The organism is Lentimonas sp. CC4 (assembly GCF_902728235.1).
Lineage (GTDB): Bacteria > Verrucomicrobiota > Verrucomicrobiia > Opitutales > Coraliomargaritaceae > Lentimonas.
The window spans coordinates 803,864-821,905 of the sequence record NZ_CACVBO010000002.1; the positions used below are offsets into that span (position 1 = coordinate 803,864).

General features: G+C 51.3%; 10 protein-coding genes. 3 read left to right on the forward strand and 7 right to left on the reverse strand.

Annotated features, from left to right (window positions below; translation table 11 throughout):
* Positions 1-8 precede the first annotated feature (8 nt).
* Positions 9-917 (forward strand): exosortase/archaeosortase family protein, encoded by a 909-nt coding sequence (locus GZZ87_RS19420; RefSeq protein WP_162025308.1) that lies wholly within the window; start codon positions 9-11, stop codon positions 915-917.
* A 3-nt stretch (positions 918-920) separates the two neighbouring features.
* Positions 921-2,066, forward strand: a complete 1,146-nt coding sequence (locus tag GZZ87_RS19425; RefSeq protein WP_162025307.1) for an exosortase/archaeosortase family protein — start codon at positions 921-923, stop codon at positions 2,064-2,066.
* 39 nt (positions 2,067-2,105) lie between these two features.
* Here GZZ87_RS19425 and GZZ87_RS19430 read toward each other — a convergent pair whose 3' ends face one another.
* On the reverse strand, positions 2,106-2,708 hold the full coding sequence (locus GZZ87_RS19430; RefSeq protein WP_162025306.1) for a hypothetical protein: 603 nt from the start codon (positions 2,706-2,708) through the stop codon (positions 2,106-2,108).
* 458 nt (positions 2,709-3,166) lie between these two features.
* Here GZZ87_RS19430 and GZZ87_RS19435 point away from each other — a divergent pair, with 458 nt between their 5' ends.
* Positions 3,167-4,180, forward strand: coding sequence for an aldo/keto reductase (locus GZZ87_RS19435; RefSeq protein ID WP_162025305.1), 1,014 nt, complete (start codon positions 3,167-3,169; stop codon positions 4,178-4,180).
* Positions 4,181-4,846: 666 nt separating this feature from the next.
* Here the strand turns inward: GZZ87_RS19435 and GZZ87_RS19440 are convergent.
* The 6 genes from GZZ87_RS19440 to GZZ87_RS19465 form a co-directional block, all read right to left on the reverse strand.
* Positions 4,847-6,250 carry a sulfatase gene (locus tag GZZ87_RS19440; RefSeq protein WP_162025304.1) on the reverse strand — a complete coding sequence of 468 codons (1,404 nt, stop codon included), beginning with the start codon at positions 6,248-6,250 and terminating at the stop codon, positions 4,847-4,849.
* A 168-nt stretch (positions 6,251-6,418) separates the two neighbouring features.
* A complete protein-coding gene (locus GZZ87_RS19445) occupies positions 6,419-7,969 on the reverse strand; it encodes an arylsulfatase (RefSeq protein ID WP_162025303.1) in 1,551 nt (516 codons plus the stop codon).
* Positions 7,970-7,978: 9 nt separating this feature from the next.
* The gene (locus tag GZZ87_RS19450; RefSeq protein ID WP_162025302.1) at positions 7,979-9,853 is read right to left on the reverse strand and encodes a glycoside hydrolase family 97 protein; all 1,875 of its coding nucleotides are present in this window, start codon (positions 9,851-9,853) and stop codon (positions 7,979-7,981) included.
* A gap of 180 nt (positions 9,854-10,033) precedes the next feature.
* On the reverse strand, positions 10,034-13,075 hold the full coding sequence (locus tag GZZ87_RS19455; protein WP_162025301.1) for a sulfatase-like hydrolase/transferase: 3,042 nt from the start codon (positions 13,073-13,075) through the stop codon (positions 10,034-10,036).
* Between the two features lie 269 nt (positions 13,076-13,344).
* The gene (locus tag GZZ87_RS19460) at positions 13,345-16,908 is read right to left on the reverse strand and encodes a sulfatase-like hydrolase/transferase (protein WP_162025300.1); all 3,564 of its coding nucleotides are present in this window, start codon (positions 16,906-16,908) and stop codon (positions 13,345-13,347) included.
* A gap of 109 nt (positions 16,909-17,017) precedes the next feature.
* Entirely contained in the window at positions 17,018-17,941 is a 924-nt protein-coding gene (locus tag GZZ87_RS19465) for a PEP-CTERM sorting domain-containing protein (RefSeq protein ID WP_162025299.1), read from the reverse strand.
* Between the last annotated feature and the right edge of the window lie 101 nt (positions 17,942-18,042).

The window sequence follows — 18,042 nt, forward strand, 5'->3', positions numbered from 1 at the left end:
TGGGAAGTATGCTCAGCGTTTTAAAGAGTCTAAATGAGTATCGGTGTCGCTTACGGCAATGGCTACGGGAATCTCCCCTCACCAGTCTACTACTGCTTCTCGTTTTACTCTATGCTGGAGTGCAAATGGTGTGGTTCACCACAGCACGAGAGAATGCAATTCCCTTGTGGCTGCTAGCGACTGTGCTCGCATGGCGTGCCATGGAACAACTGCAACCAGGTGTTGTGATTGATTTGCGATCCCAAGTGGTCGCATGGGTATTGATTGCGCTGGTGCCATTTGCATTACAACTGCCGGGTGGCAGCGAACTGCATCTGGGGTCCCGTTGTGCCATGATGCTTTTGGCAATGTCCGCGGTTACTTATCGCAATGGGCTAGTCGGCACACTGCGCTTAATGCCGATCTTGTTTCTGACCCTGGTCATTATTCCCGTGCAAGAGCAGCTCTTTCTAGCAGTGAGTTACCCACTCAGATTGATTTCAACGATGCTTACGGTGGAAACACTTCAACTCTTCGGATGCGACATCGCCTACCAACTGACCACGATTCGAGTGGGAGGATTCCACCTAGCGATTACGGATGCATGTAGTGGCATTTCCCAGTTGGCAGTGCTATTCCTGCTCGGTTACATCGTGGTGATCATGAAGCAGCATCGCAGTTTCGGTCTCGCGGCATTACACTACCTCGCATTATTGCCAGTCGTCATTTTTGCAAATGCGGTTCGCCTCATCATCACCATCTTATTATTCTACGCGATTGGTGAAAAGGCCTTCGAAAATACGTATCATGCTGCACTGGGATATTGCTTCGTCTTATTGGCGACGGCGTTATTCTATGTGATCGGAGCGCTATTCCCCCAGACACCAGATTCGAGTCAATCTCCTGATACAAACGAATCGGGGCCACAAACATATTAGGTAATGCCGCGCTACTTAAGATTCATTTTACTACTGATCGGCTTCATCCCCTACGCGGCCAAAGTGCCCTATATGCTTCGGGCATGGAGCGATTCGCCTCAAGATCGCTTTGACTGGATATTCGTCTCGATGTTTGCGCTATTGTTTCCGCTCGCATGGCTGAAGACGCGAAAGCGGATGCAAGTCGCTGCCGTCGACTATGCCGTCTTGATTGTATTGCTTCCCGCGCTGTTGGGCTATGGCGCTGCGGTGTATGCCACTATCAACGCACTCCAGATCCTCTGTGGAATTGCGATCGCATATTCAGTCTTCTGGCTTATCTACGGTGGCCAAAATGCCTATCGAATGTTACCGGTATTTGCTCTGCTCACACTTGGAATTACCAGCACCACGTATTGGATCAATTACTACGTGGGCGATCCTGGAATGACATCTGGCTATCTCATTAAGTTTACGACCGCAGGCATTCTACTCTTGTGGTTGGCAGTTAACTTGCGGTGGGAAACAAAAGTGCAGACCCGCAGTTTATTATATTCTGGTGCAGTTTGCTTAGCGATTCTCTATATTTGGCAAAGCGAAGAAACCTCATCGCAAAAAGGTGCGCCAGTCATACTTCAACTATCCGAAGGTAAAACTGGTCCTTACCTTGGGCAGACTCAAGAAGTCACGGCAGACGATATTCGATTCTTTGGAGAAGACAGTGTCATTGAAAAGTTTTATTACATCGGAGACGCTAGCGGCATCTACATCTTGGCACTGACGTGCGGCAGGAAGATCAACTCCATCCACCCTGCGAGCCACTGCTTGCGATCCTCGGGGTGGACGATCCTCTCCGAAGAGATCCTTAAAACGAGTATCGACGAGGACGCGCTTTATCTCACTGAGATCGTCGCTGAGTCTCAGAATCAGACGTATCTTTTCTGGGTATTGTATTCCAACTCAGAATTTTCAACTGGTAGTTTCGTGCATTTCCGAAAGGAATGGAATCGGGATGAGACATGGCACACTTATCAGCTGATGATCCCCCTTGAGAGCGAAGAGAGTCAGAGCTTAATTAAAGCACGCAAGGAAATACTGGCATTACTGCAAGACACAAAAAAACACTCCTCCAAAACGGAGGAGTGCCATCAAATACCTTTAATTGATTGATCTGCGGCGTTTCGGCCGTCGGTTTAGATGACCGAAATTTTAGCAAGCAACCGGCACAGTCTTTTTGCGTTTGATCCAATACAATCCAGCACTGCCTAAAAGTATGGATACCGCAGCACCCGGGAGCGGTTGGCCGGTTGGCGATTGAGCGCTACCGTCCACACGAAACGACAGTTGAGCATACTGGCTATTCCAATTTCCGTAGTTACCGTCAAAGAATAGAGAATCGGGCGTCGACGTCGTAGTATCCCACCCTTCATGCCCAATATGCGACTGCACTGTTGTTGAAGTGCTTCCTTGATCACCGGAGACATAGAAAAATAAGCTATCTCCCGCCATAAAGTCTCCAATGTCCACCGAACTGCCGCTAATCGCGACATCCCTGTATGTCTGTTGCCCTGTGCTATCAGTGATTTGCACACTCAGTGTTGACCAGTCGGTGATGGTATAGCCTTGAGGCGAATAATAGGGATTCGTTAAAAAGTTAAGCGTCAGGCTACTATCTTGGACCACAGTTAAGGTGCTATCGCTTAGATTTTCCCCATACTTGTAGTCAACGTAGTCACCATACTGGTATGCGGCCATGAGCGAGGAGGCCCCCATTGCGAGGCCGAAAACAGAGAGTGTAAGTGCTTTTTTCATGAGATTATTTTCTAAAAAGTAATTTGGATAGAATGAGCGTAAAATGTGTTTATTCACAGATAATATAAGCAACAAAGATACCAAATGCGATTTGTGACTAATCTACGCAAAGAAACCTAAATCGATCAAATACGCAAGTCGCTTAATGTAATGCTTTTACGCGCTGAATTCTGAGGTTGATTATTATTAATTAATTTAAATGTAGCGTCGCTGTCTTTGCGGATGTGGCGGCACACGCATTATCCTGCATTGTTTACAGTAATTATTACCGAATCATGTATTTTATACAAATGCTCAGTCACCAGTATTATCAATGAGGAAGAACCGATGTCGAGAGCCACGTTGGTTGAGCGACTACATTCGACAGGCTCATGTCAGGTAAGTCGCTCGACTACGATTGTATGAGAAAAGGAGGCTTCTAATTTGACCTATACCAAATTCATTTTATAAAATGCTACATGAGCATTTCACGTCGACATTTTTTGAAGGCCTCTGTCGGTTCGGCAGCGCTGGCATCCTCCCCCGCAGCAATGGCGCAAGTTGTTGCAGGCAGTAAGGTGCAAAAGCGAAAATTCGGACGCCATGACGATTTGGTGAGTGTGGTCGGCATTGGTGGACATACCCTCTATTTATCTGGCTCGCAAGACGACGCCAACGAGATCTGCGCTAAGGCAATCGACCACGGCATCAACTTTTTTGACAACGCTTGGTGCTACCACGACAACGAGGCAGAGGTCTACATGGGCAACGCGCTCAAGGGCAAGCGGGACAAGGCCTTTCTAATGACGAAGCTCTGCCCTTACCACATCGGGAAACGCGATTTGGTGCCAACCCTGGCAGGTTCGATGAAGGGTATTGAAGATTCATTGCGCCGCCTGAAAACCGACCATTTGGATCTGTTAATGATGCATCAGGTCTCCCATGACGACGTCAAGGATGCCTATCGCAATGAAGGCGCGATTGAAGCCCTGGAACTCGCGAAGCAACAAGGCAAAATCCGTTACGCAGGATTCACGGGGCATTCCGACCCAAAGATACACATTGAAATGATCGAGCAAGGCTACGAATGGGATGCTATGCTGATTCCGATCTCCGCTCAAAATGCGATGAATTCTAGAGCATTTGAGAAGGTCATTCCACTTTGTGGAGAAAAGGGCATCGCAGTCTTCGGTATGAAGGGCTTTGGCGGCAGTCGTCGAACGAACCTACATAAAAAGACTACCGTCGAAGAAGTCCTACGCTACTCTTTGAGTTACGAGCCTGTTTGCACGCAATTGATCGGTATTGATCGCTTGGAGTTTCTCGATAAAGCCATCGTGGCGGGCTCCACGATTCAGCCGATGTCAGCAAAAGAGCGTGGCGCCTATGCTTCCGTGAATGAGCCGACTGAACAGAATTATGCAGAGCTCATGTATGGCGAAACAGTCTATCATGCTGGATGCCATCAGGACTGCAGCCACAGCCGAGCTTGATGTGACCGAAATGGCTTCAGTCTAACTTCTAACTACTGCCTCCTAACTCCTCTTTTTAGGATGAGCAATCCTTCTAGTGTAGCGGAGCCCGCGAAGCGGTTTTGATCTTCGCAGTGACTGAGGTTGATGTGGCCGAAATGGCTTCGCCAATCCGCTACGAATGAACCTATATTCAGGAGTTAGAAGTAAGGAGTAAGACGGAGGTCTGCCGTAGATGGCGTAGCAAGTTAGTCTTTGTTAATGAGTCGCTTAGGATCAAGAATACCGTCGCCAATTTGGCGAACTACAACATCTACATAAGGCACTGACCATCAGCTTCTAACTTCTAACTACTGCCTCCTAACTCCTCTTTTTAGGATGAACAATCCTTCTAGTGTAGCGGAGCCCGCGAAGCGGTATCCATCTTTGCAGTGACTGGGGTTGATGTGGCCGAAATGGCTTCGCCAATCCGCTACGAATGAAGTGGGCGTGTTGTGCTTTGATTCCGTTTTCTAGCCTTGGTGTAGCGGATCCGCGAAGCGGTTTCGATCTTTGCAGTGACTGAGGTTCATGTGGCCGAAATGGCTTCGCCAATCCGCTACGACAAAACACACCTCTAGATCAATCGACGGCACTCGCGTGCCATCGCTACAATTAAACTATAAAGCTCAATTTTTCAATTGGGCATTATTTCACCGGGGGTGGCATTTTCGCATCGATACTGACCAGATAGGCGTTGAGCTTTGCACGCAGACGCTCGGCTAACTCTGGGTTGCTCGACAGCACATTATTTTTCTCCATCGGGTCGTCCTTCAGGTTAAACAATGCATCAGGAATCGTGCTGTAGCCTTGATAGAGTTTCCAGTCGCCCATTAAAATCGTGCTACCCATGTAGTATTTCACGTCTGGACGATTGTGCGGGAAGTGCCAGTAGAGCGCATCACGATCTAGCTTGTCAGCCCCTTGGAAGAGTGGCTTCAAATCAACGCCCTCGAGTTGCGGAATTTCAGCAGTTGAGCCACCTGCCGCGTGCACGAAGGTTGGGAAAAAGTCCATCGAGTTAATCGGTGTGTCGGTGCTGGTGCCCGGCTCGATCACACCTGGCCAGCTAACTGCCATCGGCACACGCACGCCACCTTCACGCAAGGATCCCTTTTTATCCGCCAACCAATTGATTGGTTTCCAGCCGCCGTTGTCGGAATAGAAAATCACCATCGTATTGTCCCGAGTGCCAGTTTCCTCCAACACGTCGAGCACTTTACCCACGGCAGCATCCATGCTTTCGAGCATTGCTAGATACTTGTCCCCGCCATTTTTCTGCACGAGTTCCTTCGGCGCCTGAATCGGTGTGTGGACATTGTATGGCCAGAGTGAGAGGTGAAATGGTTGATCCTTATTCGCTCGGATGAACTTCACCGCCTCATCACCGAGGCGGTCCGTCAAATAGGTGCCCTTCACGCCATTCTCAATGGTTCCATTCCTGTATGGATCAAACCACGACTTCGGCTGGCCGTAAGCACAACCACCGATGTTGCTATCAAAACCGTAATGCTCTGGGTGGTAGCGGCTATCCACGATACCATCCTTGGTGCGAATGGATCCTTCTCCGGCCAAATGCCATTTTCCGATAAATGCGGTCGCATAGCCCTGCTTCTTTAACTCACGCGCATAGCTGGGCAAGTCCAACGGCAAGTGCTTTAGCGACGGCGCATCACGTGGTCCACCCTTCGGCCCCTTGCGCTCGTTGCCTGCCTTGCCTGGGATGTGCGTGGTCAGGCCGATTTGGCCGGGCGACATACCTGTGATACATGCCGCGCGTGTCGGCGAGCAAACGGTGGCTGCAGCGTAGGCCTGGTTGAAGACCATCCCCGTATCTGCGAGTCGCTCTAGATTCGGCGTATTGATCTTCGGCTGACTGCCATCAAAATCGACCCAACCTGGTCCGAGGTCGTCCACCATGATGAAGACGATGTTTGGCTTCTCCTGAGCCTGTTGAAGCGGTTGCTGTGCAGCATGCTGGGAGGTCGCGACGAGTGGGTTGCATGCGAGTCCGAGGCATACGAGTCCTTGTAAAATTTTCTTTGTTTTCAAAATAAAATGGGTTGTCCAGTAAAGTGACTGGCGACTGTGAGTGTCTTGGCTAGACCATTAAGCATACTAGAAGAAATGGCTCTCAGCCGTCTATCACTGATATAGGGTATATTCAGCAATAGAGCCGAGAATCAACGTCAAGGTATGATAGCTCTAAGGCCTAGTTCATTAGTTCCTCTTCGAGCTTTTCCAGAGCTTGATGTGATCCACATCGTTTTGGGAATCCTTACCTGCGACACTGGAGCCGCCGGTGACGTAGTCAGTCAATTGAGCGAGCATCTGTTCAGCCAGTTCAGGATGTGATTTGTAGATATTGTTTTGTTCACCTGGGTCAACCGAGAGGTCGTAGAGCTGAGCCTCCGGTGCCCCTTGTTTCTTCGCAGCGGCTTCGTTCGGAGCGGTCCACCCTCCAGAGCCATAACCAAGAATGAGCTTATACTTCGCCTCACGATATGCGAAATGCCCAGAAATACTGTGATTAATAATTCCTTTTCGAGTAAAGTCCGTAGGCTTACCAGTAAAGAGCGGCAGAATGCTCTCACTATCTTCACCCGCATTCTTAGGAATCTCCGCACCAAGGAGTTCAGCGCAAGTCCCCATTAAATCGATTTGGCAGGTAAGCTCATTCGAGACGCTGCCAGGCTGAATGACCTTAGGCCATTTGACAAAGAATGGCACACGGTGGCCTCCCTCCCAAATATCTGCCTTCGCACCACGGTATTGGGCGCTCGCGAAATGCCCCTGACTCTCCAAGTTCTTGAAATCAGCGCGCGGAGAGCAACCATTGTCACTAGTCATGATGAGAATGGTATTTTCAGAGAGTCCCTTGGCGTCGAGTGCCTTGACGACTTGACCGACGACGTCGTCGGTCTGCATGACAAAATCGCCGTATTTCCCGAGTCCACTTTTGCCCTGCCATTTTGAAGTCGGAACGATCGGTGTATGCGGAGAAGGTAGCGGCATGTAGATGAAGAAAGGCTTTGTGCTGTCATACTCAGTAATGAATGTGACGGCTTCTGCGGTTAGCTTATCTAACACATCGACCGCTTCAAAATCACCACTTGCAGGCCCATCTCGATGGAAGGCTTTGGCATGTGTGCCTTCGGCAATCCAGTTTCGGTCACGAATCCACACATAGGGAGGGAAATCAAGCGACGCTGAAATGCCATACCAAGAGTCAAAGCCGAGGTCCACCGGGCCACCTTCAATCGTGCCCTTCCAATCGATGTTGGATAATTCTTCAGGAGGAAAAGCACCCTTCCCCTTCTTCTGCTTCAGGCCGCCTTTGGCATTGGCTTTTTTGCCGTCGATCGTGGCGATACCGAGCCCCAAATGCCACTTGCCAATCATGGCAGTGGTATAGCCGTTTTCCTTCAGCAAGCTAGGCACTGTCATACGGTCGATTGCGATCATTGGCGGGCCATAGCCGTTGAGCACACTCGCTTGACGCGTGGTGCGCCAATTATAGCGCCCAGTCAGGATGCTGTAGCGCGTCGGCGTGCAGACAGACGAACTGGTATGTGCATCTGTGAAAGTCATGCCCTGCGCCGCCACTTGATCCATGTGGGGCGTAGGGATCTTCCCACGCTCCGGATTCAAACACTGCACATCGCCATAGCCCAGATCGTCAGCAAGAATGTAGACAATGTTCGGCCGTTCGACCGCGTGAGCGATTAGCCCTAAGCAAGCTGCAAGTGTGGGGATCAGGTAACGCTTCATGGATGAGAATTATTGAATTGGTTTCAGGATCATGGCATGGCCGCCGCCGACTGCCATATTGGCAGCGATCACATCGCCCCGTTTCACAGTTTGCTTTGTGATTTCGTAGACCTCTGGATTCGTCACGCCATGCGAATCGGGCGCATCTTTGTAGAGCGTCGCCTCGTAGCGCTTGCCCGCTTCGAGGAAGTCAAGCGACACGTCCAGCGTCCGCGCAGTTTGATCATTCACTGAGCCAACAAACCATGTATCACCACTACGACGGGCGACGGTAATGTATTCTGGAATCTTCGAATTCAAGACCAGAGACTCATCCCATGTCGAAGGCATCACCTTCAGATATTCGAACAAGTCAGGCTTCTTCAGATACTCCTCCGGTGCGTCAGGCAGTGTGATGAGTCCAGTGTAGACCACCAGGCAGCGCGCCACCTCACTCGTCACAGTTGAAATATAGGTATTCTTTTTTCTCGGTCCCTTTTGGCGCTCGCCGGCATTGATGCTGTTGATGCCGAAGTTACCATTGGCCATGTCGAGTGGTCCTACCAACGCATTGACCATCGTCATCTTGAGGAACGTTTCGGGCGTGAAGGCACGACGACTGTCCTGCTGCGCGTGGCAGTATTCACGTGTAATTAAGTTAGGCATCGTCCGTTCGACGCCAGCCATAGGCACTGGGCCGTCGTGGAAATTAATCACCATCTTGTGATCCGCTGCCGCTTCGATCGCACTTCGGGTGAAATCCGCCCTGCCGCCCATAAATCCATATTTCATGCCTGAGGCACCCAATGCCGAATAGTGGCTGAAGAGCATCTCATCTCCGAAATTCCCTTTTTTACGGTCGTAGTAGAGCTTGACCATGACGCCCTTCTCTTTCGCATAGGTCATCACTTTTTCAATATCAACCTCCGGTGAGACCACGATTTTGCCGTCTTTTGCACTCTTGAACCAGTGGTCATCGAGTGTGAAATATTCAATTCCCTGCTCAGAGCAGAAATCGATAAAACGCATGCAGCTGGCGGTATTAATTCCATAGGTGAAATCACCGGCTTGATACCCGTGCACACGCCAGTCCCAAAGACCCTTGCCTGGCTTGATCCAACTGGTGTCCGCCAATTTACAAGGAGCTGCTAGATTCAAGGCCACGGTATTCACTGTGAGGTCACCGATGGTCTCACCCACTAAGATCACACTCCAAGGAGTCAGTTGCCCCGCTCCAGTCGCTTTAGCCTTATTCGTAGAAACTAGCAATTGTTGCTGCTGATTATACTGCATCCTCGCTGCCGTAAATCCAACCGCTGAATAGATGTCGGATTCGAGCACTGCAACTGCTAGGCCATCCTTGCGATCTAGAACCAGCGGCACTCTGACCGCCTGGAGCGCATCGCTCTGTAACGGCCCCATGACGCCCGATTCTCCTTTCGGATAATAATATTCGCCCCCGTCTCCAATCAGACGATAGGTCGTATCAAAAGCCAGCGGCATCCCCTGTGATGCTTCGGGCAGGACGAAGCGAAAGCCGACACCCGTATCGAAGGCGCGGCACAGCAAAGTGACAGGCATATCGCCGGCCATTAGTTCAAGCGTCAGTTGATTGTGGTGGTCACGAATCGTGCTGAACTGCCCCCAGGTCGGCTCCCAAGTGGTGTCGCTCTCGCTCGATGATTGACTGACGAGCGTCATCTTAGCGTTCTTTATAATCGCTAAGGTCGATTCACCAACCACTGGCGCATCCGCTTTCGAGACGGAGTAAAACAGTGCCCCATCCCGAACATCTAAGGAAGCTGACAATTGACCGTCTGGGGAGTCTACCACGATAGGCGCGGCGCTCAAATTCGAAAGAGCCAATAGAAGGCTGCTCAACAAAATACCTGTTTGTTTTTTCATATGTATTTAACTAATAATAAAAGTGTGGATTGGGATCGTTCGACAATGATTCGATACTACTAAATTTCTGTGTGTGTGTCTATCGCGTGAATAAGGTATGTGAAAAGAATATGACGATTTATCAGCAGGAACCTTACGCTTCTTTGGTTTGAACACAAAGGCTGAATGCCATTACGAAAACTACGGTAACAATTCAACCGAGTAAAACTCCTTATCTTTTTCTGGATCAATGGTTAAAGGCTGAATCGTCTCGGTAAGCGTATCATCCGACTCAACTCCTGAAATCAAGCGAGTCCAATCCTCAAAAGGTGTCGATAGGTCATCGCTGGAGAGAATATCAAAGGACAGCCCCGGAGCCGATGGCCAAGCCAGATCCAGATTCCCAGTTCCCGTCGAAACGACCCGAGCTGCAAAGAATGAATTGGCGTCCAGAGGATCTAAGTTCAACCGCCTCTCGGTGTAGTCATCGGTCCGATCACCATCCGTGTCCCAATCGTCCGGATCGGTTTCACCCGCATCAATCAGACCATTCAAATTGGCATCTTCGCTATTATCACCAAGACCGTCCATATCAAGGTCGACAGCTGGCAGATTCGGCATCGAAAAAGGGTCATCAGAGCTATCCGAATCAAAGGTCGGCCACAGTTGCCCTTGGTCACCCCAAGTGCGCTCAAACTCCTGTGCCATCGAGCGTGCCATGGCCATCACTCGATCCGAGTGGTCGCCCGCCACATCGTTCGACTCCGTCGGATCCGTATCCAAATTGTAGAGCGTATAGCTATCCGTGGCAAAGAAGTAGATCAGCTTCCATTCCTCGTCGCGATAGATACTGAAATAATCGTTCCGGTGATCGATCGGTAGATACATCAGCATCTCTTGCGGGCGATGCGTGCCAGCGTGGCCTAGCAAGTATGGCGTCAAATCGTAGCCATCAAATACATGTGGAGCTTCCACTTCAGTGATATTGAGCACTGTGGGCAAGATATCCCAAACGACGACGAGGTCGTCCTCAACAGTCCCTTGAGGAATCGGGAACGCAGCTTGCACCGGATTCGTCGGATCGACCTTGGCCCACGCCACGATCATCGGCACGCGGATGCCGCCTTCCCACGAAGAGCCCTTCTTGCCGCGCAGAGGAAAATCACTAAACGGACTACCAGCGAAGTCATTATAGGTCGCCTGAGGCGCATCACTGCCATTGTCGCCCATGAAGATCACCAATGTTTCCTCAGCAACGCCGAGCGCATCTAATTGTTCCAGGATCGAACCAAGCGATTGATCCATACCTTCGAGCATGGATCCGAATTTACGCTGATTTGAATTACTGACTGAGACCTCAGACTCATCAGGCAGCACGATTTTCGTGTAATCAGCCGTCGCATTTGGATCATTTGTAAACGGCGAATGCACGCCATAGTGCGACATGTAGGCAAAGAATGGCAGCCCCGCTTCCAGTGAGTTGCCGATTTCACTATTCATCGCCGTCGTCAGTGCAGCGGTGAGAAAATCACCCGCAGCGGCATAACTGCTCATATTCGGCAGGCCTCCGTAGTTGGTGTAGTTTGAGCTGCCTGCTTGAGTGCCACCTAGGTTCACATCAAAACCAATGGCGGTAGGATATTTTGCAAAACCATTGGTTGAGCTAAAGTGCGCCTTGCCGGCATGGATCGTTCGATAGCCTGCCTCTCGAAGAATCCAGGGCATCATACTTTCCTTATCGCTTTCCAATAGTCCGGTGCGCTTCCAGTTATTTGGCGGATCGAGCAAGCTCGTCACGGGGCTGATCGTGGCCGGCTCAGTGCCACTCGGCGGCACCTGCGAGATCACACCATGACGCGTCGTATTAAACCCAGACATCAACGACACGCGCGTAGAACTACAAACTGGTGTCGCGTAGGCTTGCGTAAACTTCATCCCCTGAGAAGCCAAGGTCTCCATGTTGGGAGTGTGATTGTAGTAATTGAAATTATAATACTGCGCTACGCCTTCGTCGTAAACGAACGGCACCGAAGTATCGGTGATGCCCATGTCATCGACCAAGAAAATCAGGATATTAGGCACCGCAGGCATGAACTTAATAGTGGTCGACGCGTCGTCATTCAGCGCCCCATCACTAGCCGTCAAGGTATAAGTGGTCTCAACTGTCGGAGTGAGTTCTAGGGAAGTCGTCCCCGTCACATCAATCCCCCCAGGATCCAACGTGAGTGTCGTGGCATACGCGGTCTCCCAGCTAAGCACAACACTCTCCCCCAATAGCAAGAAGGGGCTATCAGCGGTGAAACTGATAACCTCGGGCACGGGTTCCCCCACCGCAACCTCGATACTTGCATCCACGATGCCTGCCCCATCACTCGCGATGAGCGTATATTCGGTTGTTGCCAGCGGCGAGACGACCCGCGAGGTCGTTCCCGTCACGTCGAGGCTGCCTGGGTTTAAAGTGAGACTCGTGGCCGAAACCGTCTGCCATGAAAGCGTCGTGGACTCACCCACAACGATGGACTCATCATCCGTGGTGAACGATACGATGTCCAAGGTTGAGATCGTCGGCTCCGGAATAATTTGAAAGCCACTGAGAGCCGCACGTCCGCCACCTCCGGGCGAAGTCAATTCCAGACTAAAACTTGCAGCACTTAAGTTTTCAAAGACCACATAATTCGAATAACCGTCGCCACCGTCCGCATCATAACTCCCGCTGAAAGTCGCATTATCTTCAGTCGATAAAGCGATCGAGCTCTCCCCCATCGGCGTCAGCGTAAAAGTGCTGGTGCGCGTGCTATTCGATGAGGTTTTATCTGAATCTGAATAAACAATCACGGTATACCCACCACTGGTGTAGTCAGTCCCGAGACCAGTGACATTTAAAATCGCGTCATCGTCTGGCTCGCCATCACCACTCGGCCCGTTCAGCGCTAAATATGAGTTAAACAGATCATCGTCATTTCCCGCTAAACCTAGCTCTACCTCAGATGCCGCAGCCCCCGCAGCATAGCCCGTAAACCACGTGCTGTCCGCGGAGGTCGATAGCGTGGCCACCGAGACATTTCCGGAAGCGTCTGATAAGTTCGTGGCCGCGAAAATCTGAGCGGAGTCATTCAAGCCCCCATCACCGATATCAATGTTATTCCATTGATCCGTCGCATAGGAGGCCAGCCCAGCCATCTCCCCCGAGGTCAAGACGTGCTCGGCCTGATTATTCGCATCATCGCCAACGTGAAAATTCACGCTGATCGTATCAGACGCTTGCACTGAGAGAAGCGCGAGAAACGTAATGGAAAATATAAAGTGTCTATTAAGAGGAAGCACGTGGAAAAATATTGGAAAAACAAAAGTCCGACACACTGAGTGCGCCGGACTTTGATGAAAAGATATCTGCTTAGTTCGCGGCCCGCAGGCTAACATTTAAAAATTGGCGGAATCCTTCAGGCTCACAAACTATATAATTTGTAGTTTGCGCTACAACTGCTTGTAGCTCCTCGTGTCTAGAGATCGCTCTAGTCTGCCTCTGGAATGAGCTCAACCGAGAAGAAGGCTTTGTCCGCATCGATCGCAATATCCTTAATCGTCTCTGTCAGATCCCCCGCACCGGCGTCAACCACATCGCCCCACGGTTCCCACTGCGAGAGCGGGCTCGATAAATCATCGCTCCTAAGGATGTTAAAAGTCAACCCCGACTGCGATGGCCATGCCAACCTCAAACTGGTCGAACTGAGCGCTGCAGCCTCCACCGTAAAGTGTGAATTCGCGTCCAAAGGATCTAAGCCTAGACGAATTTCAGAGTAGTCATCCGTGCGATCACCATCCGTGTCCGCATTATCCGCACTCGTTTCGCCCGTGCTCACCAAGCCGTTACCATCCGCATCTTCGAGCGCATCGACTAGACCATCTGCATCGCTGTCGACCTCGCCATAACCATTCACGGTGAAATCGATCAGGAAGGGATCATCATTCAAAGGTCGGTAGTCATCCCCAGCATCATTACTTGCTAACGACTCTCCAGTGTTCGGGTTGATTGCCAAAGTTGGCCAGAGCGCACCGTATTCCCCCCATCCATTATCCAAGGCAGCCGCCATTTCACGCGCCAGTTCCAGAACTAGTTCCGGACGCGTGTCGGCGAGGTTGTAGAATTCACTCCGATCCGCGGCGAGGTCGTAGAGTTCGAATTCGGCCCCTCCATTCTTGTAATAGAAGTAGATCAACTTGTAGTCATCTCGACGATAGGCGGTGAAAAAGCTGGAGTTCTGGGAGTTCGGTTGGTGGCGAAGCAATGTTTGCTTGCGGTGCGTTCCAGGTGTCGAAGTCAGATAAGGGCTCAGGTCGACTCCATCCATGTAAGGATGATCCACGCCAGCTACGGAGAGAATCGTTGTGGTAATATCGGGCGCCGAAACAATGTCGTGCTCCACGGTATTGGGAGTAATCGGCAGTTGTTGCTGGAATACGTTATCCGGGTCCGCCTTCGCCCAAGCCACGAAGAGTGGCACGTGGTAGCCGCCTTCGTAGCAGTTCGCTTTCTTCCCGCGGATCGGGTAGTCGCTGAAAGTCGCGCTCGCGATTTGCCCGCCACTGTTCAAGGCCGGGGAGTCGCTGCCGTTGTCTCCAAGGAGGATGATCAGTGTATTCTCTGCCACGCTAGGATCCATTGCTTCTAGGTGCGTTCTGAGTCGTCCCAGTGAGGTATCCACACCTTCCACCATCGTAGCGAACTTCTCATGTTTGGTGTTGGCAGCATCACTATAGTCCCCCGTGGCGTTCGGATTGGTGGTAAATGTCGCATGCACTGCGTAATAAGACATGTAAGCGAAAAACGGCACGCCATCGTCCACGGCATCATCAATAGCATCCGTCATGGCTTCTGTCAGCGCGTCGGTTAACCATACCCCGTTTCCGTGGTAGTCCTCAATATAGGGCACGGGGTTATCGTTACTCGAGAAATCAGGATTGCCGACGTAATTGCCAGGGGAACCTGCGCCACTCCCGCCCAGGTTAATATCAAATCCGATCTCACGTGGATCTTCAGTCGCATCGCCACGGGCTCCAAAGTGCCCCTTCCCTGCGTGAATCGATCGATAGCCTTGTGCGGACAGCAGTTTGGGTAAAGTGATGTCCGTCACTTCCATACCACGGTGACGCCAGCCGTTCGCGCTGCGGTGGGTGCTCACATTCGAACCGCTCGGCCTTTCGTAATTCCCGTATAGGCTGATGTGCACCGTCACCGCATGACGTGGCCCGTTGAAGCCAGTCATCAAAGAGGTGCGTGTCGGGCTACAGACAGGCAGCGCATAGGCCTGAGTGAACTTCATGCCGTCGTCCGCAAGTTGCTCCATATTGGGAGTCTGATAGAAATCGTTGAACGCGCGGCGCACGGGTTCGGCACCATCGGTATAGCTGTCGTAAGAGAAAGGCTCGGAGGTATCCATCACTCCCCAATCGTCGACCAAGCACAGCAGAATATTGGGGCGGGCGGGGCCGGCGACCACTTCCAGATCAGAGCTCACATGACCATCTTCATTTGTGGCAGTCAGCGTATAGGTGGTCGTGGTTGCGGGTGTAATCGCCCATGAGGTCACTCCAGTGACATCATGGCCACCAGGGTCCAGCGTCAAAGTGGTGGCGCCGGTGCTAGACCAGCTCAAGGTCGCGACTTCACCAGTCGCGACATAACCATCATCGATCGCAAAACTATTCACTTCAGGTAGAATCGGAACTTCGATGCCACCGGGAATGATTTGAAACCCACTGATCGCGCCACGGCCTCCATCGGGAGAGCTGATAGCGATCTCAAAGCTCGCCGCTGTCAAATTTGGAACGACGACATAGTTAGAGTGCTCCGTGCCATCATTAACACCGTCGCTCTCGATATAAGTGCCGTCGAAGACGTTGTAGCTGCTGTCACTGATGTCATCATCTTCCACGAATACAGTGATGGCCGAGCCACCCTCTGGCGTGATGACAAACTGACTGGTCCGAGCAGAGCTGCTGGAGCCCCTACGGTCAGAATCAGAGTAGAGTATTAAGGTGTAGCCGTCATCCGTATAGGCCGAGCCCAGCCCGCTGATGTTCAGCACGGCGGTATCATCGCTTCCCAGTCCGAGATACGAATTGAATAGGTTATCGTCATCAACTGAGAGGCCCAGTTCATTGGCAGTCGCGGCAGCGCTTGCTGCGTAACCGCCAAATCGAGAACTACTCTCGGATGGTGCGATCGTAGCGACGTTGCTGTTACCAGAAGCATCTGCCAACGCCGTCGAAGGGAAGATCGCGCCCGTGCTCATGCCGCCATCTCCGATATTGATATTGTTCCACTGATCTGTGGCAAAGGCAGACAGCCCAGCGATCTCTCCGGACGCCAACTCATGCTCGGCCTGATTATCCGCATCATTGCCCACATGAAAATTCACGCTGATCGAATTGATGGCCACTGCTGCTGGAATAATCTCGAAGCCATTCACCGCAGAACGCCCCCCACTGTCATTCCCGGTTAAAGTAAATCCCGTGCCAGTTAAGCCCTCAAGCACGACGGTGTTAACGCCATCCTCAAAAGTGCCACTGAACGTGCCTGCGTCTTGTATCGTCGAGCTATGATCCACAGTGCCGTCGTTAATGCTGTAGTCCATCTGCCGGATGCGATTCGAGTCACCATAAAGAATGACCGTATAGCCAGCAGCATACTCCGCTGGCAAATCGGCAACGATGATCGATTCAGTCCCAACCAGTCCGACCCATCCATCCATCATCACCCAATCCTGCGTGTTTGACTCCCACCCGTCACCGTTCGATGCCCAGACAAAACCGGCAGTGCTGGTAAACGTCGCGCTCGTCGCAGCTCCATTCACATCGACTAAGCTAGCGGTTGTGGTCGCTGGCGTGCCGACGAAATTATTCCACACCTCGATCGAAGTCACGACAACGCTTCCGCTGGGCTGCGAGCTCATGCCAGCGATCGAATCAGGATCGGCCTCCGTCTCGGGAGCGCCATGGAGGGCCACTTTGATTTGCCCGAAGACAGGATTAGCCAGCAGGCCGAGAACAACTAAGAAGGGGAAGTATTTTTTCATTTGGGGTAAAAATGTGGGTGTAACAATGCAGAAACAAAAAGCCCGACACGCTATCATTCGCGAGTCGGGCTTTGTAAAACGTATGCCCAATCAGGCGATTACTGCCGAATTAAGAATGGCGACGGCGCACCATCACAGCGGTAAGCGCAAATAGACCGCCAAGCAGCGCGAAGGTGCTAGGCTCTGGCACGATAGTGAGCACAACATCGCCCGATCCCAATGCATTCTGAGTCAAAGTCCAATCGACCCCTTCAGTGCCGAACCCGGTAACGGTGATATCAGCAACATCAAATGCGCCTGTCATGGTCGCTGCTTCAAATATAGTGATGTCGCCTGAGCCGCCAGTGTAGGCCGCCCCAAAAATATTCAGACTAGCCCCCGTAGAAATGTTCAAGCTACCCGTCGTATCGATCGCATCGATCCCCGTCGCGCCGAGCGTGAAGTTAAAAACCGAACTTGCGCGTGCCAAAATGTTCGATGTGGCACTCACTGTAGCAGAATTCCCTACGATCGAAAAAGTCGCCACGTCGCTACCTCCGCCGAGGGTTCCAGTGCCACCATCTCCACCAACATCAAAAGTATCAGCACTACCAATAGTCAGTGAACCTCCCGAGATGGTGTAAGCTGAATCACCACCGGCGGTGGCATTACCGCTCATATCCATGCCGCCGAGACTCACAGTGCCAGCAGTTTGGAAAACCGCAGACCCGTTCGCATCGTTACCTCGACCCAAATTGAGGTTAGATCCCACTGTTAAGTCGGTGCTAATTGTGAACTGGTGGCCACCTCGAACATTAGCCGCACTTGCAAAGCCCGCGGCGTCAGCAAGAACGGTCACGCCGGTGCCAGCACCATCCATGATGAAACCGTTGCCAGAGTCCGGCACTACATTAGCGTTCCAATTAATAGCAGTATGCCAGTCTGTGGTGCTAGCTCCGTAATCCCAAGTTCTATTCACGGCTTGGGAGACCGCAGAGGAAGCGAGTAACGAAATCGCCACAGCAGCGAATCGAGTGTAATTGGTTGATTTCATATATTATCTATAGGAGTTGGGGATTTCTGTTAACTGAGTTTAACTATTTCAAACACCAGAATCAGCCAATCGCTTAGATTGAATAGTCTCTGGTATTTAAA